This is a genomic window from Bacillus atrophaeus (genome assembly GCF_039519175.1).
In the GTDB taxonomy this organism is placed as follows: Bacteria; Bacillota; Bacilli; order Bacillales; family Bacillaceae; genus Bacillus; species Bacillus atrophaeus.
Genome location: NZ_CP154443.1, coordinates 536,332 through 559,535 on the forward strand (window position 1 = coordinate 536,332; position 23,204 = coordinate 559,535).

20 protein-coding genes, 1 pseudogene and 1 other annotated feature are annotated in these 23,204 nt (G+C 46.1%); of the genes and pseudogenes, 5 read left to right on the forward strand and 16 right to left on the reverse strand.

Annotated features, from left to right (window positions below; translation table 11 throughout):
* Window positions 1-9 precede the first annotated feature (9 nt).
* Window positions 10-1,047: a gapA transcriptional regulator CggR gene (gene cggR, locus AAHT65_RS02855; protein ID WP_010789975.1), complete on the reverse strand. Its 1,038-nt coding sequence runs from the start codon at window positions 1,045-1,047 to the stop codon at window positions 10-12.
* 287 nt (window positions 1,048-1,334) lie between these two features.
* Entirely contained in the window at window positions 1,335-2,759 is a 1,425-nt protein-coding gene (locus AAHT65_RS02860; RefSeq protein ID WP_061669237.1) for a sugar porter family MFS transporter, read from the reverse strand.
* 208 nt (window positions 2,760-2,967) lie between these two features.
* Here AAHT65_RS02860 and AAHT65_RS02865 point away from each other — a divergent pair, with 208 nt between their 5' ends.
* The gene (locus tag AAHT65_RS02865; RefSeq protein WP_199679774.1) at window positions 2,968-4,053 is read left to right on the forward strand and encodes a GntR family transcriptional regulator; all 1,086 of its coding nucleotides are present in this window, start codon (window positions 2,968-2,970) and stop codon (window positions 4,051-4,053) included.
* 62 nt (window positions 4,054-4,115) lie between these two features.
* Here AAHT65_RS02865 and AAHT65_RS02870 read toward each other — a convergent pair whose 3' ends face one another.
* Window positions 4,116-5,126, reverse strand: coding sequence for an LLM class flavin-dependent oxidoreductase (locus AAHT65_RS02870; protein ID WP_343310952.1), 1,011 nt, complete (start codon window positions 5,124-5,126; stop codon window positions 4,116-4,118).
* 268 nt (window positions 5,127-5,394) lie between these two features.
* Complete coding sequence (locus AAHT65_RS02875; protein WP_106272620.1) at window positions 5,395-6,267, reverse strand: LysR family transcriptional regulator; 873 nt, start codon at window positions 6,265-6,267, stop codon at window positions 5,395-5,397.
* Between the two features lie 98 nt (window positions 6,268-6,365).
* Here AAHT65_RS02875 and AAHT65_RS02880 point away from each other — a divergent pair, with 98 nt between their 5' ends.
* Complete coding sequence (locus AAHT65_RS02880) at window positions 6,366-7,286, forward strand: DMT family transporter (RefSeq protein ID WP_003326862.1); 921 nt, start codon at window positions 6,366-6,368, stop codon at window positions 7,284-7,286.
* Window positions 7,287-7,332: 46 nt separating this feature from the next.
* Here the strand turns inward: AAHT65_RS02880 and AAHT65_RS02885 are convergent, their stop codons facing one another.
* The 5 genes from AAHT65_RS02885 to AAHT65_RS02905 form a co-directional block, all read right to left on the reverse strand.
* Window positions 7,333-8,676 (reverse strand): amino acid permease, encoded by a 1,344-nt coding sequence (locus AAHT65_RS02885; RefSeq protein ID WP_343310953.1) that lies wholly within the window; start codon window positions 8,674-8,676, stop codon window positions 7,333-7,335.
* Between the two features lie 68 nt (window positions 8,677-8,744).
* Window positions 8,745-8,985, reverse strand: a binding site (T-box leader).
* A gap of 118 nt (window positions 8,986-9,103) precedes the next feature.
* Entirely contained in the window at window positions 9,104-10,138 is a 1,035-nt protein-coding gene (locus AAHT65_RS02890) for a glycosyl hydrolase family 18 protein (RefSeq protein WP_343310954.1), read from the reverse strand.
* 180 nt (window positions 10,139-10,318) lie between these two features.
* The gene (locus AAHT65_RS02895; RefSeq protein WP_063638019.1) at window positions 10,319-11,041 is read right to left on the reverse strand and encodes a LutC/YkgG family protein; all 723 of its coding nucleotides are present in this window, start codon (window positions 11,039-11,041) and stop codon (window positions 10,319-10,321) included.
* Window positions 11,038-12,483, reverse strand: a complete 1,446-nt coding sequence (locus tag AAHT65_RS02900) for a LutB/LldF family L-lactate oxidation iron-sulfur protein (RefSeq protein WP_003326858.1) — start codon at window positions 12,481-12,483, stop codon at window positions 11,038-11,040. The genes AAHT65_RS02895 and AAHT65_RS02900 overlap by 4 nt, the downstream gene beginning before the upstream one ends.
* A 24-nt stretch (window positions 12,484-12,507) precedes the next feature.
* Complete coding sequence (locus tag AAHT65_RS02905) at window positions 12,508-13,224, reverse strand: (Fe-S)-binding protein (RefSeq protein WP_003326857.1); 717 nt, start codon at window positions 13,222-13,224, stop codon at window positions 12,508-12,510.
* 356 nt (window positions 13,225-13,580) lie between these two features.
* Here AAHT65_RS02905 and AAHT65_RS02910 point away from each other — a divergent pair.
* Window positions 13,581-13,925, forward strand: a pseudogene (locus tag AAHT65_RS02910) (PP2C family protein-serine/threonine phosphatase); the annotation flags it as partial.
* Window positions 13,926-14,013: 88 nt separating this feature from the next.
* On the opposite strand, the gene AAHT65_RS02915 reads toward AAHT65_RS02910, so the two are convergent.
* Complete coding sequence (locus AAHT65_RS02915; protein ID WP_343310955.1) at window positions 14,014-14,733, reverse strand: FadR/GntR family transcriptional regulator; 720 nt, start codon at window positions 14,731-14,733, stop codon at window positions 14,014-14,016.
* Between the two features lie 232 nt (window positions 14,734-14,965).
* Between AAHT65_RS02915 and lutP the strand changes: the two genes are divergently transcribed.
* A complete protein-coding gene (gene lutP / locus AAHT65_RS02920; RefSeq protein ID WP_343310956.1) occupies window positions 14,966-16,654 on the forward strand; it encodes an L-lactate permease LutP in 1,689 nt (562 codons plus the stop codon).
* Between the two features lie 38 nt (window positions 16,655-16,692).
* On the opposite strand, the gene rpoN is transcribed toward lutP, so the two are convergent.
* Window positions 16,693-18,003, reverse strand: coding sequence for an RNA polymerase factor sigma-54 (gene rpoN / locus AAHT65_RS02925; protein WP_343310957.1), 1,311 nt, complete (start codon window positions 18,001-18,003; stop codon window positions 16,693-16,695).
* 76 nt (window positions 18,004-18,079) lie between these two features.
* On the opposite strand from rpoN, the gene yvfG reads away from it, so the two are divergent.
* On the forward strand, window positions 18,080-18,298 hold the full coding sequence (gene yvfG, locus AAHT65_RS02930) for a protein YvfG (protein WP_063638022.1): 219 nt from the start codon (window positions 18,080-18,082) through the stop codon (window positions 18,296-18,298).
* 9 nt (window positions 18,299-18,307) lie between these two features.
* On the opposite strand, the gene AAHT65_RS02935 is transcribed toward yvfG, so the two are convergent.
* The 5 genes from AAHT65_RS02935 to AAHT65_RS02955 are packed head-to-tail and all read right to left on the reverse strand — an operon-like array spanning window position 18,308 to window position 23,204.
* Entirely contained in the window at window positions 18,308-19,279 is a 972-nt protein-coding gene (locus AAHT65_RS02935) for a polysaccharide pyruvyl transferase family protein (RefSeq protein WP_343310958.1), read from the reverse strand.
* Complete coding sequence (locus AAHT65_RS02940; protein WP_343310959.1) at window positions 19,258-20,430, reverse strand: DegT/DnrJ/EryC1/StrS family aminotransferase; 1,173 nt, start codon at window positions 20,428-20,430, stop codon at window positions 19,258-19,260. The genes AAHT65_RS02935 and AAHT65_RS02940 overlap by 22 nt, the downstream gene beginning before the upstream one ends.
* 16 nt (window positions 20,431-20,446) lie before the next feature.
* Window positions 20,447-21,085, reverse strand: a complete 639-nt coding sequence (locus tag AAHT65_RS02945) for an acetyltransferase (protein WP_106272612.1) — start codon at window positions 21,083-21,085, stop codon at window positions 20,447-20,449.
* A complete protein-coding gene (locus tag AAHT65_RS02950; RefSeq protein ID WP_343310960.1) occupies window positions 21,082-21,690 on the reverse strand; it encodes a sugar transferase in 609 nt (202 codons plus the stop codon). The genes AAHT65_RS02945 and AAHT65_RS02950 overlap by 4 nt, the downstream gene beginning before the upstream one ends.
* Entirely contained in the window at window positions 21,687-23,204 is a 1,518-nt protein-coding gene (locus AAHT65_RS02955; protein WP_088118007.1) for an MATE family efflux transporter, read from the reverse strand. The genes AAHT65_RS02950 and AAHT65_RS02955 overlap by 4 nt, the downstream gene beginning before the upstream one ends.

Genomic DNA, 23,204 nt, shown 5'->3' on the forward strand with positions numbered 1-23,204 from the left:
GAGAGATATTTATATTGAGGGACTGTTTATATCCCTTAATAACTTCTTTGCCGCTCCTTCGTCAGTGACGAGGACCGTATTGCGGGGCTTTTTAAAGTAAGCCTCGATCGCCCCGGCTTTTGATGATCCGCCCGCTACCGCGATAATATCCGGAATCGCGTCAAGGTCATCCAGCTGCATTCCGACCGAATGCACCTTATGGACAACTTCACCGTCAGAATTAAAGTAGTAGCCGAAAGCTTCTGTCACGGCGTGGTTTTCATCAATTTTCTTTAAGTCTTCCAGAGGTGTGTTTCGCCGCTCCGCCATTGTTTTAGCTTCGCCGATTCCGTGAACCAGCATACTTGCGGATTTAATCGTGGTCAGCACCTCTTTAACCGAAGGCTCTTCAATAATAGATGAGTATGCGCCTTGAGACAGCTGTCCCGGAACAAACAAAAGCCGGTAAGTGCCTGAAGCCTTTTCTGCCATATGCGCACATATGGTGTTCGCCTGATTTTTGACATTCTCGCCTAAACCGCCTCTTGCAGGCACAAACAAAAGCTCACGGTTCTTTGAATCCGGCGTCATCATCTCAGCGACAGCCTCAATTGTCGTACCGCCAGTAACAGCGACGATATTTTTTCCAGAAAATCTTTTTTTCATACATGCGACAGCCGCTCTCCCTAATTCTTTTTTGACCCAAGGAGATTGGTCGCTGTCTCCGGATACGATGATGGCATCCCTTAGATTTAAACGTTCCTTTAATGTCTTTTCCAAAACAGTCAAACCTAAAACATCTTTCATCGTATCTTCCAGAATAGAAAGCAGTGAGTAGCCTTCTTCCGTCAATGTCATGCCGTTTGTTTTAATTTCGACCAGGTTCTGTTCTTTAAGAAACTGAACCTCACCTCTCAACACACGCTCACTGATTCCGAGACTGGCAGACAGGCTTCTTCGCCCAATGGGTTCTGTCAGCCTGATATACTGCAAGATTTCGAATCTTTTTTGCATCACAACCAGAAGATCAGGCAATAATTTTTTTTGTGCTTGTATTAATTGGTTCATGGTTTAAACGTTCCTTTCTATTCACACCTGGACTTAAAACGTCCCACTATGACAAAAAACGTCCCATCATAGCCAAAAAAAATTATTTCTGCTTTCTTTAATTATTTTAACAGGGTGTAATTGTTTATTCAACTGTTAAAGGTTAATTATCGACAATATTCGCACTGCCTGCAGCCCGGCTTGCCTCTTATTTTAGTATGGCTGATATAGATTCATTATATACAGGCTGCTTGACATGCGTGCAGATGAATTAAAAAAAGTCCTCTCGAATGAAAGGACTCCGGTTTTCAATTAAAATTTGAAACGCTTTCATTTTTATCTTTTATCCAAAGCTGTTCGATCTCTTCAAGGGATTTGTTTTTCGTTTCCGGGCAAATCGTGAATACAAACAGAAAGCAAAGAATGTTGATGACGGCGAAGATCCAGAAGGTATACGCAAGGCCGAATGAGCTGATCATCATCGGCACAAATTGCCCGATCGCCCAGTTGGCGCCCCATAAAAATATAGTGGCGATTCCTGCTGCTCTTGCGCGGAGATGATTCGGGAATATTTCTGAAATCATGATCCATGTGATCGGTCCGACCGATACACAGAATGCAGCGACAAAGCCTAAAATGAAAAAGATCAGCATAAGACCGCTTGTCAGATGAAAATAAAATGATGTTCCGATTAAAATCATAAAAACAGCCATAAATGCAGATCCGATGGACATTAATTTTTTCCGGCCGACTTTATCAATGAGCAAGACGGCAATGACCGTAAAAATCACTTCCACAACTCCGACAATACAAGTCGTGACAAACCCTGCGTTCTGGCCAAAACCAATCATTTTGAAAATTTCCGGCCCATAATAGGTAATCGCGTTCATCCCGATTACCTGATTAAAAAGGGCTAACAGAATACCGATGACAAGGGCTTTTCTAAGACCGGGTTTGAAAAGCTGGGATAATGACCCCATCTTTTCAATTTGCAAGGATTTTTCGATATTTTTGATTTCTTCTTTAGCTGCGGCTTCCCCGTTTATTCGCTGAAGAACGGCCAAAGCTTCTTTGGTCCGGCCCGCTTTTGCCAGCCATCGCGGACTCTCAGGCACAACCAGCAGAACAAGAAAGAAGATCACTGACGGAATCATCCCATAGGCAAGCATCCATCTCCATCCGGTATGCACGCCCCATTCGTATGTGCCTGACCTTTGAACCGCCAGATTAATAAAATACGTTGCCGAGATGCCTAGGATCGTAAAAAGCTGGTAAAGAGAAGACAAACTGCCGCGTATCGCCGGCGGAGCGGCTTCCGTAATATAGGTTACGGACAGCGAGGAAGCCATGCCGATACCCAAGCCGCCGATCACCCGCGCAATAATTAATGTAGAAACATCGCGGGAAATTGCTGAAACCACGGCGGAAATGGCGAATAGAAGGGCCGCCGTCATCAAGATTTTTTTTCGCCCGAACCTATCACTCAAAAATCCGGAAATACCGGCGCCAAATACACCGCCGATCATAATGCTGGAAATCACAAGACCCTCCATAAAGGGGGTCAGGCGATATAAATCCTTCAGGAAGCCGATCGCTCCAGAAATCACCGCCGTGTCATAGCCGTACAGCAATCCGCCCAGCCCGGCCGCACAAGAAATGAGAATCACAAAACCCATTGAATGGCCTCTCGTTACAGGGACATTCGGTTCAGTTTGTGCCGGATTATTCTTCATGTTATACACCCTCCTATAGCAATGCGTTAATAAAAGCGTTTTCATTTTTGTGTGAATAAACATGTTGTACGTACTTATATTCAACATAATCTGCAATAATCCTTCATTTGAACGTACAAATAAATCTGAACATGAGTTTATTACATTTTATTGTACAGATGGCTGTGTTATACTAAAATTTGTGCGTATACATTTTGGAGGAATTCACATGTTACCGAAATATGTTCAAGTAAAAGAAGAAATTTGTTCATGGATTAATCAAGGCAAAATTCTGCCTGATCAAAAACTGCCGACAGAAAGTGAATTAATGCAGCAATTCGGTGTTAGCCGCCATACGATACGTAAAGCAATCGGAGACCTCGTGTCACAAGGACTGCTTTACAGCGTGCAAGGCGGGGGCACTTTTGTTGCCTCCCGCTCCTCAAAGTCGGCCATCCATTCCAATAAAACGATCGGTGTTCTGACAACATACATATCAGACTATATTTTTCCGAGCATTATCAGGGGGATTGAGTCTTATTTAAGCGAGAAGGGCTATTCCATGCTGCTTACAAGCACAAACAATCAGACAGAAAACGAAAGAAGAGGCCTAGAGAACCTGCTGTCTAAAAATATTGACGGACTCATTGTCGAACCGACGAAAAGCGCAATGCAAACCCCGAATATTGGTTATTATCTTAACCTCGAAAAAAACGGAATCCCGTTTGCGATGATGAACGCATCGTATGCTGAGCTGGCGGCGCCAAGCTTTCGGGTAGATGACATAAAAGGCGGCATGATGGCAGCCGAGCATCTGTTTTCTCTCGGGCACACTCAGATTATGGGGATTTTTAAAGCCGATGACACGCAGGGCGTCAAACGAATGAACGGTTATATTCAGGCACACCGCGACCGCCAGCTATTTCCTTCCCCTGACATGATTGTTACGTTTACAACAGAGGAAAAGGAATTGATTTTACTGGAAAAAGTGAAACACATTCTTGAAAGGAACAGCAGCAGGCCGTCGGCGATCCTTTGCTACAATGATGAAATCGCTTTGAAGGTCATTAATACGATCCGTGACATCGGTCTGAAGGTGCCTGACGATATTTCGATCGTCGGTTATGATGATTCTCATTTCGCCCAGATTTCCGAGGTGAAGCTGACTTCGGTGAAGCATCCGAAATCCGCGATGGGAAAAGCCGCAGCGAAATATGTGATTGACTGTCTGGAACATAAAAAGCCAAAGCAGGATGATGTGATTTTCGAACCGGAATTAATCATCCGCCATTCGGTGAAGAAAATTGGGGAATAAAAAAGCAATGTGATGGAATTCCCATTACATTGCTTTTTTGTGTATGAATATATTGAAAGAACTCAGCTGTTTTTCATAATATCGGCGATGATTTCAAAGGAGCGCAGTCTGTCGCTGTGCTCAAAGGTTTCAGAATTCACCATGATTTCGTCAGCCCCGGTCGTCCGGATAAAGTCTTCAAGCTTCGCCTTTACCTCTTTCGGACCGCCGATAATCGTGGAACTGAGCTGCTCATTGACCATCGCTTTTTCATACGGACTCCAGATTTGGTCCATATCTTCGACAGGCGGTTTAAGCTGGTTCGGTGTGCCGCGGACAAGGTCTAAAAATTTCTGATAATGCGAGGTCGCGAGACGCTGCGCTTTTTCATTCTTATCGGCGGCAATAACTGTTACACCGACCATTGCATACGGTTCGTCCAATACGTCTGACGGCGTGAAGGAATTGCGGTACAGCTCTAATGCAGGAACGGTATTCGCCGGTGAGAAATGAGCCGCAAATGCGAACGGAAGCCCGAGCTCACCGGCAAGACGGGCGCTGAAGCCGCTTGAACCAAGCAGCCAGATCGGCACATCCAAGCCTTCTCCAGGGATGGCGCGAACTTGATTGCGTACGTTTCCTGACGGCTTAAAGTAATTGCGCAATTCGTCCAGCTGTTCAGGAAAATCTTCACCGCTGTTTATATTTCTTCTTAATGCTCTTGCCGTTAATTGATCGGTACCCGGCGCCCTGCCCAGCCCTAAATCAATTCGGCCGGGATAGAGCGTTTCAAGGGTTCCGAATTGTTCCGCAATGACCAGCGAGGAATGGTTCGGCAGCATAATTCCGCCGGAACCGACGCGGATTTTTTTTGTTCCGCCAGCTATATGGCCGATTAATACGGACGTCGCCGAGCTTGCGACACCTTCAATATTGTGATGCTCGGCAAGCCAGTAGCGGTTGTAACCCCATTCTTCCGCGCGGCGGGCTAAATCCATGCTGTTTTTAAAGGCTTCTTCAACAGTTCCTCCTTTGACGATAGGAGATAAATTCAATACGGAAAACTTTGTATCTTTCAGTTGTTTATTTGACATTTTTCTCTCCTTTTAAGATGTGATGTAAGTGAACAGCCTGATGCCGTTTGCGTGTGCAATTTAGAAATATCTTGAGCCTTTCTTTACCGAAGGGCATCTAACAACCACCATACCATACCCGTACCACCCATTTAAAGAAATTGATTCGATGAAATTCGAACAATGATAAATGCCAAGGAAATACACAAGCATAAAAAATGCGCAGCGCCATATGCGCTCCGCATTGATTGCTTATACCGATGCTTTTGAAGATGAGACGGGAGATGTGTTACGTAAACAGTTCCTGAGCGGTCTGAATAAAAAGCTGGACCGCAAGCGAGGCTTCCTTTAAAGAAGGAACAGCGAGCTGGATCTCTCTGAACACCTGCGGGTCAAGATCACGCGTCACCACATGCTCGGGCAGCGGCATTCCGGACATGGAAAGCTCGGATATAATCGCAAGCCCTAAGCCTTCTCGGATCATATTGATGGAGGTATTGACGTTATAAACGGTATACGCTGTGTTGAGCGTGGAACCGGCCTGCTTAAATAATTCAATAAAGGGAGATTCATAGCCTCCGTAACATACAACCATCGGTTCTTGGTCTAAATCGTTCAGCGTAATGGCTGAACGGCTGCACAGCGGGTGGTCATCGCGAAGCACCACAACCATCTTGTCTTTTTTGAGCGGAATATATTCCATATCCCGAGCGGGGAAAAGCAGAATGCCTGCATCAATAATCCGTGATTGAAGCCATTCTCTCACCTCATCTACTGTTCCTTCATGCAAAATCAGTTCAAGCTTCGGATACTTTTGTTTAAACACACTGATCAGCTTTGGCATAAAATGTGCGGACGCGGATGGAAAGGTGCCGATATGAATCGTCCCAAGCTCGAGCCCTTTTTCCGCGGCAGCGACCTGCTCGACTTTTTCAATCCCTTTTAATACTTCTCTGATATGAACCAAAATGTTCTTCCCTGTATCCGTCAGCATCAGTCCGTTCCGGCGGTCGCGAATGATCAGCTTCACACCAAGCTCGGCCTCGATCGCGGAAATCGCGTGGCTGACGGCCGGCTGTGTCATATTCAGCGCCTGCCCGGCTTTTGTAAAGCTTCCCGTTTCAGCTGTTTTTACGAAAACTTGCAATTGGGTAATAGTCATAACTATTTACTTATGCTCCTCATAAAAAAGATTCATTTTATTTATCTTGTTTAATACCGTATCATATGATGGAAATGTTCTACAAGGAGTGATTGAAGTTGAAACAGCTTTCTAAGGCGCAGACAGCATTCTTTCTTGCGTTTCTGGTTATCATGTGGGGAGTCAACTGGCCGCTGTCAAAAGCCGCCCTCGCTTACTCGCCGCCTTTATTATTTGCGGGTATCAGGACGCTGATCGGCGGACTGTTATTGCTATTGGTTGCTTTACCGCGTCTGCAAAAGCTCCGTTTTAAACAGACGTGGCATATCTATCTTATTTCTGCCATTTTAAATATTTCATTATTTTACGGACTGCAAACCATCGGGCTGAATTATCTGCCGGCCGGCTTGTTTTCCGCTATCGTTTTCTTTCAGCCTGTATTAATGGGCATTTTCTCGTGGATGTGGCTCGGCGAATCCATGTTTGCTTTGAAGCTGGTCGGGCTGGCAGTCGGTTTCGCAGGTGTCGCTGTCATCAGTGCGGCCGGCTTCAGCGGACACATCTCCGTGACCGGCATTCTGCTTGCGCTCGGTTCAGCCATTAGCTGGGCGCTTGGGACAGTCTTTATGAAAAAAACAGGAAGCCGTGTTGATTCCATTTGGATGGTTGCCCTGCAGCTGACTATCGGCAGTGTGTTTTTACTTATATCAGGATTTTCGACAGAAAGCTGGTCCGCGATCCAATGGACGGCACCTTTTGTCATCAGCCTTTTGTTCATCTCCGTGTTTGTCATTGCGCTCGGCTGGCTTGTGTTCTTTATGCTTGTCGGATCCGGAGAAGCGAGCAAGGTTGCATCCTATACTTTTTTGATTCCGCTTATTTCAATTACGGTCAGCGCGCTGTTCCTTCATGAGCCGCTCACCTTCAATCTTTTAGCTGGCCTGCTTTTCATTGTCATCAGTATTTGCTTTGTGAACTCAAAACCGAAAAAGCTTAAAGCCGCTAATCCGCTTGGCATCAAAGGAAAAGCTGCACAGTAAACGGAACATAAAAAACTCTTGTCTGCTTGAGACAAGAGTTTTTTTTCTATTGATGACGTCTTCCTTTCCACACATACGCCGCTGTAATCAAAAGATAAATCGCTGCGGTAATGCAGGTAATCACAATGGATGTTGTCAAGATGACGCCTATCAGAATGGCAATTAATGAAAGGATCGCGAACCATGTGGTGTAAGGAAACCATTTCACATAATAGCTCGGCATTTCCGTTTGGTTTTTCCTTGATTTCAAATGGGCGAATCCGATAATCAGCCAAATAAATAAGACCGTATAGCCAAGAGAGCCCATTAAATAGGTAAAGGTTTGGCTGCCCGCAAATAGAGAAATCAGTACGCCCACATACAGAAACGACGTACACATTAAAATCGCATAGACGGGAACTTTTTTCTTTGAAAGCTTGGAAAACATCTTCGGAACCCGCCCATCCATTGCCTGCGTATATAAAATGCGGGAGGAACCGTATAAGCCGGAGTTCATGGATGAGATAATCGCTAACAAGATGACTGCGTTCATAATATGATCCGCACCGGGAACTCCAACCATTTTAAACACCATGACAAACGGGCTTTCCGGAACGGAATTTACTTGATTCCACGGGATCAGGCTGACAATGATGAAAAACGGCAGCAAATAAAACGCCACGATACGTGTTAATGTGCTGCGAACAGCCTTTGGTACAACCTTTTCAGGGTTTTTTGTCTCCGCCAAGGTTACACCGATAATCTCAGTGCCGCCGTAAGAATAGATGACAACCAGCATAGCTGTGATCAGCCCGCTAGGTCCGTGCGGGAAAAATCCGCCGTGCTCCGTTAAATTAGATAAGCCTACAGCTGAATGATTGCCGAATGTAAAAAATAATAGCAGTAAACCTAATATGATAAAAATGACAATCACTGCAATTTTAATCAGCGCAAGCCAATACTCCGTCTCAGCAAATATTTTCACGGAAAGCAGATTCACAATCGTGACCAATAGAGAAATCCCCAGCGCCAATGCCCAAATCGGATAATCCGGCAGCCAATACTGGAGAAAAATCGCGGCAACTACGGCCTCTGCCGCAATATTCAACACCCACATTTTCCAGTAAATCCAATCTAAAAAATAAGCCGCGTAATTCCCTAAAACAGATTGCACAAGGTCACGGAATGTTCTGGCATTACTATTCCGAACAGCCATTTCGGCTAAGCCCTGCATAATAAAAAGTAAAATAATACCTCCGATAAGATAAGCGATAATAACAGACGGGCCTGCTACATCAATCGCGGTGCTGCTTCCTTTAAATAAGCCTGCACCGATCGCTCCGCCCAATGCCATCATCATAATATGCCGCGACGTCATCGTCCGCTTTAAAGTCTGTTTGTCCTTTTCCATTTATACACGCCCTCTGCTTTCTTTTCTTTAATAAAAAAGGCCCGCCGCCTCTTTATCTTACGATGAGATAAAGAGACGGCGAGCCTTTGGCTGACCGCGGTACCACTCTTGTTGATTCTTTCTGTGACAGAATCCTGCTTTGAACCTCATAACGTAGGTTACCCGTTAAAACATAGGGAATATTCTTTCTATTCCGTTTTGTCCTACCACTCCCGGGCGAGTTCAAAGAAGAATCAGACTGCGTCGCACCACCCCGCAGCTCTCTGTTACTGATTTGGTTCTTTTACTGCTCCCGATCTATGTGTTTTATTTTCTGTTAGATGAAACTTTATTTTCTGAATATATTAACATAATATACGTTCTTAACTTTTGTATGTCAATACTAAAAAATATATTTCTTTCGAATCATATGATCCATTTTTTTACATTATTTTATTCCTGCTTGAATGGCTTTCCAAAACGACGCCGATTCATGCCCTAAAGCATAGACAGAGACACCGGCGATTTTATATTGCTTTACCAGATGGCTTTTCGTTTGAATGGTTTTTTCAATTTCATACCAAACGACATGTTTATGTTTGTTTTTATCAACATAAGAGAACGTCATCGACCCTGTTTTCTTATTGTAAGCAGGCTTGGCTTTTAGCTTCTTTTTGAGGGTATTGATCTCAGTCCACTGTTTTACTGTGCTGTTTGTTTGGTCTGTCAGATCCCAGTCATTTCCGTATGAAGGAATTCCCATGACGACTTTATTCGGTTTGATTTTTTTCACTGCAAATTGTAAAGAGCTTTTGATCCAGTTTGTACTTGCAACAGAACCCGGCTCGCCCCAAATGCCATGTTCGTCATAGGTCATGACTTGTACGTAATCGGCATATTTTCCGATTTTCGCATAATCGTATGGCCAGCTCCAGTCGTCGCCTTTATCATCTGCACTTTTGGCAGGAACTGAAACCATTGTTTTGATTTTTTTCTTTTTTAAAGCAGCCGAGACATCTTGGATGAGGCTGGAATACTTTGATCGATCTTTTGGATTCACCGCTTCAAAGTCGATATTAACGCCGTAAAATGAATGTTTTTTCGCAAGCTTGACCAGCTGCTCGATAAAGTGTTTTCTGGCTGTTTTATTGGTCATGACGCGATTGGCTAAGTCCCCGTCAAAATCAGAAATCGCATCATTATAATTGGAAATGACTGCCCATGTTTTGATTTTATTTTTTTTCGCGAATGTAAGCTGTTTATTGGGAGCCTCCCCAATCAGATTTCCGCTTTTGTCAAAGGCAAACGTATCTGTTGCGATTGAATTGAGGTATTTGTGAAATTTCGTCAGCGAGTTATAAGAAGCCGTGTCCCCTGTTGTATAACCGAGGGTCATTTTCGCTGCTTTTGCTTCTGTGTTTGAATATGTAAATAGAGCCAAAGCTATGGCTAGTGAAATAACGGCCAAAAACGTTTTTTTCAAGATGGTGCCTCCTCTTATATGTATATTAATATGATCGGCTATGGGTCTCTTAGATTCAATAAAAAAATAAGTTTTCTAAATCAGAGACATGCTATATCACAATAGTATATGTTTACGTTAAAGGAGGAGGCCTTGACAATCAGCAAATAAAGGAACCCTGGCAAATGCCGGGGTTCCTTTTTATCTATCATGCACAAGGATATAGGCGGCTTTTACCGGCCCGTGCACACCGACGACCAAATCCATTTCAATATCAGCCGAGTTGCTCGGTCCTGTCACGTAGTTAATACATGAAGGAATGGTGACGCCCTGGGCGATATTCTTCTTGATGATGTCGCTTGCCTGCGTCATCCGCGGCACGATGCTTGATTTAGGGACAATGGCGATATAGGTGGTAGGCAGGAGACTGACGGACCTTCCTTTATCTTTGGAAGAGAATAAAACGACCGTTCCTGATTCCGCAAGCGTGATTTCGCTGAATGTAATCCCCACATTAGCTTCTTCGGCCTTGGCAATATTGTCTTCTCCTTGTTTTGCATCCCATTCCCAAACCGGAATGCCTTCAGCAGGCCAATCCTGCTGAAGCAGACTTCCTAATCCATACGCTTCAAATCGCGGATCTTTCGGTATGATCACGGGGCCCCCGGAGAATCGGCTCACTTGCTCGCGAAGCGCATCATAAAGCCCCGCCGAATCAGTCTCGATTAATTCCGTATGGATTTTGACACACTGATTTTTCAGCACGCCGACTAAGTCATCTGTTGAATATCCTTCATACACTTTATGCTGGGGCTGATGCGTCCAATCAGGAACGATGACTCCTTCCGTTCTTCTGTCCCGGCCGAGGCTGGATGCAATCCGATTTAAAAAGCTGTCCTGATGCTGTATGGTTCCCTTTGTCATCGCTTCTTCTCCTCCTCCTTGCTTTCGCTCTTTTCCCGATCTGCAAACCAGTCTCTGAATCTGGATTTATGCGGTGCAGGGAAATCGCGGATTTGTGTCCATTCTTTCAACGGGCCTGGGCCTTTCGAGATTTTTTCATCTTCTGTAAAAGGTGTCATCGCAGCAGGCGCCCATTTAGACCCCAATTTGTAAAGCGACTTGGAGGACGAACCGAGACCAAATGCTTTCATCGCAAGCTTTTCACTGATCGGCGCTTTGCCTTCTTTTTCGACAATATTCTGCCTGTGCTTGAGAAGCAGCTCATGCAGCGGGATTTTAACCGGACACGCTTCCGAGCATGCAGCACATAATGTGGATGCGTAAGGAAGTTCCTTAAAATCGTCGTAGCCGCCAAGCAGCGGCGATAAGACCGCTCCGATCGGCCCTGAATAAATGGATCCGTATGAATGCCCGCCGACATGCCGGTACACCGGGCATACGTTAATACATGCCGCGCAGCGGATACACTGAAGCACAGACTGGAATTCTGTGCCCAGGATGCCGGAGCGCCCATTATCGACAATCACAAGATGAAATTCTTCCGGACCATCCGCTTCCCCTTCCAGTTTAGGCCCTGTCAGCGCGGTAATGTAGCTTGTCAGCCGCTGTCCGACGGCGCTTCTTGTCAGCATGCCGACCAACACTTCAAACTCAGAAAAAGACGGGACAATCCGCTCCATGCCCATCACTGTAATCTGTGTTTTCGGCAACGAGGTGACAAGCCGGCCGTTTCCTTCATTTGTGACAAGGCTGACCGAACCGGTATCGGCAATGGCAAAGTTGCAGCCGGTAATGCCGATGTCGGCTTCAAGGAATTTTTTCCGCAAAATGCCGCGCGCGTGCATGACCAGCTCTTCCGGTTTCTCAGTATTTTCATAGGAGAGCCTTTCTTTGAACACATCACGGATTTGCTCCTTGTTTTTGTGAAGGGCCGGCGCGACAATGTGTGATGGCGGATCATGATCATCAATCTGCAAAATGTATTCCCCAAGATCGGTTTCAACGACTTCGCAGCCTTCCTTCTCCAGCACTTCATTTAAATTGATTTCTTCAGTGACCATTGATTTTGATTTTACGATTTTTTTGCCATTCTTCTTTTGAATGACATTCCGAATATAAGAGGACGCTTGTTCCGCTGTTTCGGCAAAATAAACATGTCCACCTCTATTCGCCACATTTGACGCAAGCTGTTCTAAGTAGAAATCAAGATTTTCAAGGACATGCTGCCTGATCTCTTCTGATAAAGAGCGCCACTCTTCCCAATTCCCCAATTCTTCCGCGGCTTCAAGGCGCCTCGTCCGCAGACGTTCTTGTGCGCCTGAGACGGCGCCTCTCATAAATTGGTTGTCAAGCCCCTGTGATACCCGCTCTTTAAAAGCGTCAGTACCGATTTTCATCGCCATGACCTTTTCCCCCTCTGTATCAAGTTATCTGCTGTTGAGCACTTCGGCGATGTGCATCACTTTGACATTCTTGTCTTTTCGGCCAAGCCTGCCCCCGATATTCATCAGACAGCCGCAGTCCGCGCCGATGAGCACTTCAGCTTCTGTCTCTTCCACACACGCGACTTTTTCATCCACCATCTGTTCAGAAATCTGCGCCATTTTGACGGAAAACGTTCCTCCAAAGCCGCAGCAGTTGTGCTTTCCGGGAAGTGCCGTGAACTCAAGCCCCTTCACATGGCTCAGCAGCTTCATCGGCTCCTCTGACACACCGAGCAGCCTCGTCATATGGCACGATGTATGTAAGGTCGCTTTTTTATGAAGTGTTGCGCCTACATCCTCTACCCCCAGCACATTCACGATAAAGTCGGTTAACTCATACGTTTTATCCGCAAGCCGCTGCGCTTCCTCGGCCCACTTCGGATCGTCTTTGAATAAATGCGGATATTCCCTGAACATCGTTGTGCAAGATCCCGATGGGCTGACGACATAATCTGACTCCTGAAACGACTTGATCATACGCTTCATCGCTTTTTTGGCGTCATTTACATAACCGCTGTTGTATGCGGGCTGCCCGCAGCAGATCTGGCCTTCCGGAAAATCAACCTCACACCCCAGCCGTTCAAGCAGCTCGACCGTCGCTTTTCCAACATTCGTTTGAAACATATCGACAAGACAAGTGACAAATAGTGAGACTTTCATGATGAACCCCTCTTTCACCCTCAATATAAGATCCGGTCATCTGATGACCTGAATTTACCTCTTTACAAATATCGTACACTATTTGGACACAAAATTGAAAGGATTTTCTTCCAGAAGTCTTAAAATCAGCGGGTTACTAACGGTCTTTCGGCTCCTTCTACCAACTTGTGATCCTATTTCATGTTAAAAATGCAAGATAAAGTAACAGAAGAAAGAAAGCCGTTTGCTGAAACATCTGCAGGCCGATTTTCCATTTTTTCTTAAACTCCTAACCGCATTTTCGCCTATTTCTGAATCACTGCTATTCACTCTGATAGAAAGCCATACAAATAAGCCATTACATGATATGATCTACTCAGCAAAGAATCGATTATGTCAATGCAGGACACCCTCCGGCCCTGTGGCAGGACACTGACGGAAAACAATATCCGTTACATTCCACAAGCATCCCCATCGGTATGTTTGAAGATGCTTCGTTTGAAACAAACACTTTCACATACACACGGGGAGGCAGGCTGCTCCTTTATACAGACGGTGTAATGGACCCTGCAGATTCAGACTACTTATCACCCATATTAAAGGATCATCGCAATATCCCTATAACAAAGTTAAAAGATAAGGTTATACAATCGCTGAATCGTCAAAAAAGTGTCTATCACAAAAGCGATGATGAATGCTTTATTTTAGTTGATTTGAAATAAATTCAAACATGAAATAACCCATGAGACTCAACATCACATGGGTTATTTCGTCGTCTAGATACTCAATCCATATACACTCCTGAATAGGTTATGCATTTCCCTCAAAATATCCAGAAAGCACACTCTCCACATTCGTTAAGTGCGTAAGCATCGCTTCTTCCGCCTTTGCCCCATTTTGAGCATGAACGGCTTTGTAAATTCGTTCATGCTCTTCATAAAGCCGCTGAACCGTTGTCTCCTTGGAGAACAGCCAGATTTTCCGCGTTTCTCTCATCGTTTCCAGCAATAGTGATGAGACGTTGTTCATCAGATGTTTCAGCAGGTCATTTTTTGAAGCCTCTGCAAGCGCCAGGTGGAAAGCAAAATCGGCTTTCTCGCCCAGTTCTTCGTCCGTTTCTATTTCTCCCATTTCCTTTAAGGCCGCATGAATTTTCTGTAAGTCCTCTTCCGTCCGCTTTTCGGCAGCTAAGGAAGCAACACCGATTTCAAGCAATTTTCTGACCTCAAGGAGCTGTTTCACGTCTTCTTTTTTCATCAAAAGGGCGGATGACAGCGGCTGAGAGATTTGATTCGGTTCGAATTCCTTCAGATAGGTTCCTTCCCCCTGCTTCATTTCGACCAGCCCCATTGCTTTTAAGGCAGAGAGCGCCTCACGAACCGCCGACCGGCTGACTTGAAAGCTTTCTGCAAGCGCCTGAACGGAGTCAAGCTTGTCACCCGGCTTCAGTTCGCCGCTTTTCACCATATCCAATAAGGCATCTGCCACTTCTTCGTATATTTTTTTTGTTATTATTTGTTTGTATTTCAATACTTGTCACCTCGTAAATTGTAAGGTCTGGCTGTTTCTGCTCTATTATACTCTCTTTTAGTCTCCTTCAAAAGATTTAGACAATTTCCGCAAAAAAGTATTGTGCTTTCATTTTTTTCAAAATATAATGCTAGTTAGCTAGTCCTATTACCCAGTCATCTGATGATCATATCATATTTAGTAATCGCTTACATATAGGCCGGCTGACATTTTTTATAGGAGGGGTTTGGGGATGCAATGGACACAGATGTACACGCCTTTGGGGGATCACCTGCTTTTATCTGCCATTGCCGCGCTTATACCGATTATTTTCTTTTTCTGGGCGCTTGCGATTAAAAGAATGAAGGGGTATACAGCAGGTCTGGCAACTTTAGGGATTGCTTTAGGGGTTGCTGTATTTATTTATGGGATGCCTGCCGAAAAAGCGCTTATGTCCGCTACACAAGGAGCGGTTTACGGCATATTGCCGATCGGCTGGATCATTGTTACATCTGTTTTTTTGTATAAAATCACCGTGAAAACCGGACAATTTGATATTATCCGCAGTTCTGTTCTGTCGATTACAGATGACCGGCGGCTGCAGGCTTTGCTGATCGCATTTTCTTTCGGGGCTTTTTTAGAAGGAGCCGCCGGATTCGGAGCGCCGGTCGCAATTTCCGCCGCTTTGCTTGTCGGACTCGGGTTTAATCCGCTTTATGCGGCCGGCATCTGTCTGATTGCCAATACAGCACCGGTTGCCTTTGGAGCGATTGGCATTCCGATTACCGCCGTTGAAGGCCCGACCGGAATTCCGGCGATGGACATTTCAAAAATGGTAGGGCGGCAGCTTCCGTTTTTATCTTTATTTATCCCTTTATACTTAATTATTATCATGAGCGGATTCAGAAAAGCGCTGGAAATATGGCCGGCGATTCTTGTTTCGGGGGTTTCTTTTGCGGCTGTGCAGTATGTCAGTTCCAACTTTTTAGGACCCGAACTGCCGGATGTGCTGTCGGCGCTTGCTTCCATGGCCGCGCTTGCCGTGTTTTTAAAGTTTTGGAAGCCGAAAACGACATTCAGATTTCCCGCAGAACAAGAAGCGGCAGCCTCACTTGAAAAGCAAAAAAGCGAATCTGAACCAACATACAGCGGCGGCGAGATTTTCAAGGCCTGGTCTCCGTTTCTGTTACTGACATTGATGATCTCGATTTGGGGAATTCCTTCAGTGAAATCGGCGCTTACCGGCCATTACGAAGGCACTGCTGTTTGGCTTAAATGGCTGAATGCAGTAGGTGAAAAGCTTACCTTTGCGCCTGGCGTACCTTTTTTGAATAACCAGATCTTACATGCGGACGGGACGCCGATTGAAGCGGTTTATAAACTCGAAGTGCTGGGATCGGCGGGAACGGCTATCCTGATTGCAGCCGTGCTTTCAAAGTTTATTACCGCGCTTTCATGGAAAAAGTGGGGGGCCGTATTTGGAGAAACCTTGCGGGAATTAAAGTTTCCCCTTCTTACCATTGCCTCAGTGGTCGGCTTTGCTTATGTCACCAACTCTTCCGGGATGAGCACGACGCTTGGTATGACGCTTGCCATGACAGGCGCGATGTTTACCTTTTTTTCACCGGTTCTCGGCTGGCTCGGCGTCTTCATCACAGGTTCTGATACCTCAGCTAACCTTTTGTTCGGCAACCTGCAAAAGATAACGGCGCTTTCTGTCGGGATGGACCCCATTCTTTCCGTAGCGGCAAACTCTTCAGGCGGCGTCACCGGAAAAATGATTTCTCCGCAGTCGATCGCGGTCGCTTGCGCGGCGGTCGGCTTGGCCGGAAAAGAATCGGAGCTTTTCAGATTTACGATTAAACACAGCCTGTTTTTGTTGTTGCTTGTCTGTATCATTACCTTTTTGCAGCATCATTTTTTTGTCTGGATGATTCCATAGAAAGAAAAACATCCTCCCGTGTCCGGCATGGGAGGATGTTATTCATATCTTTTCCTGGCCGCTGAAGATGGAATGTTCATCTGGTCGCGGTATTTTGCCACTGTTCGTCTGGAAATTCGAATATTGCATTGCTCGTATAATAAATCAGCCAGCTTTTGATCCGAGAGCGGCTTTGTTTTATTCTCGTTTGTGATCAATGACTGGAGCTGTGTTTTGACAGCGTAATTTGAAGTTTCCCCGTCTCCTGACGCCTCCGCTTTTCCCGAGAAAAATGTTTTCATCTCAAACAATCCGTAAGGCGTTTGCACTGTTTTTCCTTTAATCGCTCTGCTTATGGTTGATTCATGAAGGTCAAGCGCATCGGCGACCTCCCGCAGCGTCAGCGGTTTCATTCGGCCGCGCCCTTCAGTGAAGAAGGGTTTCTGCCGGACGGTCAGCTCGCCGATGATTCTGGTAATGGTTCGCTTTCTTTGTGCGAGCGCGCGGCTCAGCCAGCGCCATTCCTGATACTTAGACGACAAATAGGAAGCTGTGTCTTGGCAGGTTCCCCCTGTTAACAGCGGCTGATAATGAGCATGCATCTGAATATCGGGGAAGGAGCGGCTGTTGAGTTTCGCTTTAATGTGCCCGTTTTTCACCGTGATAAAAATATCCGGTTCAATATAAAGGTCCGGCTCTGTTTTTCCGTGCAAAAGGCCCGGCCTCGGATTAAGCGCCGCAATCAGATCAGAAACTTCCTGAATGGTCTGAAGAGGTAAGTCTGCCTTTATTGAAAGCGCTTTCCAGTTCTTTTTTGCAAATAGCTCGAAATGGTCCGCTATGATCATTTCCGCCTGGCAGTTCCGCACCGTCAGACGCTGCAGCTGAATAAGGATGCATTCCTGAAGCGATCTTGCTCCGACGCCGGCCGGCTCTAATGATTGAAGCTGGGACAGTACCGCTTCTATTTCAGCAGCCGATGCTGATATATTTTGGGCCGCAATGCTCAGGTCTTCTTCTAAATAGCCATTTGAATCAAGTGAATGAATCAGATAATTAAAAATTCTTTTTTCGGAATTTGACAGCTTCAGATCTAACGCCTGATGTGTCAGTACGTCTTGCAATGTCTTTTGAGGATCACTTAATTGGATTCCCGCTTCCTGCCCATTCATCATCTTTTTGTTTGATTTATGATAAGATAGTGGCGGCGTGTCTGTTTCCTTTCGTTCAATCAGAGGGTTTTCCAGTGAGAGCTCGTCAATATATTCAGTCAATTCAGCCGAGTTATAGCCGAGTAACGTGATGGCCTGCCGAAGCTCCTGGGTTAATTGAGGTTTTAACACTTGTACCTGCTGAAGTTTCATATCCATATGCTCACTCCCCTTTTTTCATTGTACATGATTGGCTTCACACCGTATATACTTATGAAAAGGAGATGCTTTATAGATGTCTGAACTTTTTTCTGTTCCTTACTTTATCGAAAATTTTAAACAGCATATAGAAATGAACCAATCCGAGGATAAAGTTCACGCGATGAACAGCTACTATCGTTCGGTCGTATCCACCCTTGTGCAGGATCAGCTGACAAAAAACTCGGTGGTTTTAAAACGGATTCAGCATTTGGACGAGGCTTATAACAAGGTAAAACGAGGCGAATCAAAATAAACCTTCCGCTCATAAATGAGCAGGAAGGTTTTCCTTTTTCCGGGCGCTTTCCTGAAGGATCCGGGCATATGGCAGCCCCTCCATCCAAGTGTGATAGTAATTGGCATTCTTTCCGTAAGAGTTGTCGATGACGGTGTTCTCTTTTTCAAGAAGAGAGGATAAGATATGCCCGTGAAGCCTTGAGGTTTCTACAGATTCATAAGCACTGAAGAAACGGATGGCTTTTCTGACGATGTATGCGGAATATTTTTCCCACATATACGCCATAGGCAGCAGATTTCCCGCTTTTTTATTCAAAACATTGAGCGTTTGAAAACAGGCGATCATCCGGCGGTCACCCGTTGACAGCACGGTATTCCAATCATAACTTTTTGTGTGCATATGTTTCTGTAAATCTTCATTCGCTTCATGGTCGGTTCTGATAAAACGCAGTTTGCGAAATGAAGAAGCTCTTGTCGGCAAAATGGGAAACAGCTGATGCGCCATGTCAGGCAGAAGCCTGATGTGGTTTCTTTTAAACGCATTGCCGGCAATTTGATACGAGGCCTTTTCCCTTGTGACGATGTACAAATCAGGGTGGCCTGAAAATATATCGGCAGTCTGTTTTAAGTTCTCCTCGTTTTGATAGTAAATGGATTGCGGCAGGATGACAATTCTATTATGCGGATACGCTTGAACCACTTTTTCTCTGAAATTCTGATAATACGGATATAAATCCCCGAAATTCCCGCCGCCTTGGCAGACGATAATTGTATCTTTGCTAAGCTTTCTGCCAAAAGGAAAATTGTCAGGATTCCAGCGGTTTTTAACGCGAATGCCGTGTTCTTTAAAAAAGGATTCTGTTCCTTTCATAATAAATAAATCCCCTACATTCCCATATAGAGGATAGTCGGCATACACAATGTGAGATTGCTTAGGAATGATCTCGAGCAGCTCAGCCAATTTCTCCTTTAAGCTGATCATTGAATGCTTGTTGTCCATGTATTCACCTCATTTGTTTGGAAAAGCTTGATCAGCAGATCAATAACACGCCCCTGCTCATCTTCTGTCATATTAGAACCGGAAGGAAGACAAACGCCGCGGCTGAATAAGTCTTCACATACGCTTTCGTTTTCTTGATGAGGATAGTATAAAGATGATGCAAAAAGCGGCTGCGTATGCAGCGGTTTCCACAGCGGCCTCGCTTCAATATTTTCTTCGGCAAGACAATTGATCACATCATGCGGGCTCACCTCATTATCAAGCGTGATGGCGGTCAGCCAGCGATTTGAGACGCTTTCGCAGAGCTCAGGCAAAAAGCTGACACCGTCTACGTCCCCAAGTGCTTTTTCATATGTGTCAAATACGGCTCTCCTCGCTTTCACACGCTCCCCGAGCACCTCTATCTGGGAAATGCCGACACCTGCGAGGATATTGCTCAGCCTGTAATTATGTCCGACCTCGCTATGCTGGTAGTGAACGGCGGGGTCACGGGCTTGGGACGCGAGAAATCTTGCTTTCTCGATAGCGGCTTCGTCATCTGAAATCAGCATGCCGCCGCCGGATGTCGTGATAATCTTGTTTCCGTTAAAGGAATAGATGCCGAAACGTCCGAATGTGCCGCTCTGCTTTCCTTTATAGGTCGTGCCAAGAGATTCGGCGGCGTCTTCAATCACAGGAATCCCGTAGGCATCACACAAACTTATGATTTCATCCATTTTCGCGCTTTGGCCGTAAAGGTTGACCACAATCACCGCTTTCGGCAGCTTTCCAGCGCGTTTCGCTTCAACAAGCGCTCTTTCAAGCGCCGCCGGCGACATATTCCACGTTTCCCGTTCTGAATCAATAAAGACCGGTTCCGCTTGTTCGTATAAAATAGGATTTGCTGAGGCGACGAAGGTAAAGGAAGAGCAAAACACCGTATCCCCTTTTGCCACACCGAGTAAACGCAGGGCGAGATGAATCGCCGCCGTTCCGGAACTGAGTGCCGCTGCCGCTTTTACGCCGGCGAAGTCAGCCACTTTTTCTTCAAATGTATTCACGAGCGGGCCAAGCGGAGCGATCCAGTTCGACTGGAAGGCTTCTGCGATATAGTGCTGTTCCCGGCCGCTCATATGCGGAGCGGACAAGTAAATTCTTTTGTTTGCATGCATGGAATCATCCTTTGTTTTATGTTTGAATATGAGAAATAACGCGAGCCGGAGTGCCGACTGCCGTTACCCGATCCGGAATGGGGCTGATGACGGCCGCACCTGCGCCGACTACACTCCAGCGGCCGATTGACATCTCTGGAATCACCACCGCGCCGGCGCCCAGATGCGCCCCCTCTGAAACGGCAACCGCGCCGGTAAGGGTGACACGCGGAGAGAGATGGACAAAATCCCCGATTCTGTTATCATGCTCTACGACAGCGCCCGTGTTAATAATGCTGTGGGCGCCGATTATAGCCCCGGCCTGAATGACCGCGCCCGCCATGACAACCGTTCCATGTCCGACTTTGGCAGACTTGCTGATCATTGCCGAAGGGTGGATCAGCGAAACGAAATCTTTCTGTTCAAGTCCCAGCCTCTCTGCCAATTGCTTTCTCACGCTGTTGCTGCCGATGGCCAGCACAAATACAATGTCAGGGATAAGCCTGCGCAGTTCCTGAATAGAGTCAGCGGGACCCGTGTACAGCTCACCGCTGTATTGAAGCGCACTGAACGTATCGTCCAGAACTCCGATTAACCGGGTGTCAGTCCGGGCGCTTACAATCTCTTTGACAACCTTTCCATGTCCGCCGTCTCCAACCACCGCCACCTTGATCATAAGGACACGTCACCGCTTCCTCTGAATCGCTCCGAAGTTGCATGATCGGATTGGTGAATGCCTTCGGATATAAGGACTTTGCGCACGGTAAGAAACAGGATTTTCAAATCAAGGAAAAAGGAACGATGATCCACGTACCACACATCCAGCTCAAATTTTTTCTCCCACGAGATGGCGTTCCTGCCGTTGACTTGCGCCCATCCCGTTATGCCGGGTTTTACTTCATGGCGCCTTGATTGTTTATTTGTATATAACGGCAAGTACTCCATTAACAGCGGACGCGGGCCGACTAAGCTCAAGTCTCCCTTGATCACATTCCACAGCTGGGGCAGCTCATCAATACTCAGCTTTCTGATCAGCTTGCCTGTTTTTGTGAGACGGGCTTCATCGGGAAGAAGATTGCCTTCTTTGTCCCGTTCATCCGTCATCGTCCTGAATTTATAAAGTGTAAACGGCTTCCCGTTCAGTCCCGGCCGCACTTGTGTAAAGAAGACCGGGGACCCTATTTTCAGCCTGATGATACACATGGCGAACACGATAATAAGACTTGCACAGCACAATAAAAGAATGGCGGCCGTCAGATCAAACACTCGTTTTACGATCAAATATTCACAGCTCCTTTCTGTTTTCTCAACCGTTTGATTGCCATTTGTCTTTCTTCTTTCGTACAAATCACACCAAAAGCGAAAACGGCATAGCAGCAGCTTACACCAAGACCGGTCGCGATCAGTGATGTCCAGCTGTCAACCGTATAGAAAAGCTGAAGCGCCTTACAAACAGCCCAGGCAAACACGGCTGCTGAAAGTGGCGCGAGCGCTCCTTTATAAAACACATGTTTTTTATGATTAGTAATATAAGAGACATATAGCGGCGTGAACACGACATTTTTTAAAATAAGCGCTGCCGCTCCCGCAATGGTGATGCCGTACAGCCCGAGATGAGCCGGCCCGCTCAGCGTGACGGCGAGCAAGACGTTGAGCGCTCCTAAGAGCAAGGTGACAAGCGCCGGTGTTTTTTGCTTGTTATAGGCGGTCCATATATAAAAAAGCGGCATGACCGCGAGACTGACAGCCAAATATCCGGCATGGATATATAAGAGCGGCGCTAATTGCGCAAACGCGGGGCCGAGCCAGATCGTCAGAAAAGGCCCTGCCAATCCTCCCAAGAGGGCGGCCGGCAGCGCAAGAAGCAATCCATTCAGCCTGACTGCCTGGTTGGCATACTTGACCAGTCCTTCCATATCTCCTTTTGAGTAATAGGAGGTAATGACCGGCGCAAAAAGAGAAGCAAGCGTTCCCGCCAGGCTGCGTAAAAGCAAAGGAAACTGAATGATTGCCGCATACTTTCCGGCTTCTGAGGCGCCGAGCATCATATTGGCCGTCAATAAGTCAATCTGCAAAAACAGGAGCACCCCGATCTGATTAACTGAACTCCATGCCCCCGCCTGAAACAGCTTCTTACTCGTTTGGAACGACAAATCCTTCATTCGAAAGGAAAACCACGGAATCAGCTTTTTGAAAAAATACACCGATAATACAGCAGCTGCCCCAGCACCGACTAAGGCCGCGAGCTGAATCTGCCAAATTTCCGGGGTGAAGCATGTAAACAGAACCAGCACACAAATCACACGGACAAGCATTTGCACCGCCTGTATCGAGCTTGAAATGTAAAGCCGGTTGGCATAAAACGGGCCGGTGGCAAATCCAGCCATGAAAAAGGTTAAGACAAACAGCACACTGCCGATCAGGATCGACAGCCGCACATCAGCCAGCAGCGCCGCCGGAACATTGATGAATCTCTCAATAAAAAAAGCCGCTCCGGTAAGCGGCAAAAACAGCAGCAGCGACAAGATGACGGAGGCTGCCAAGTAATTGCTCAAATACCCATTGGCCTCTTCCAGTTTTCCTCTATGGGCGGCGACAGAGAAAAACCGCACCACTACGGAACTGAGCGCAACAGTAATAATTGAGAAATAATTAATGACATTCTGCGTAAGATGAACAAATCCGAACGCTTCAACACCCAGCGTTTTCACAATAAAGGGCGTCATCCAGACCGACAAAAAAACCGACAGTAAAAAAGCAACAACATTGGCGCTGAAATTGATTGTAAATTTCAT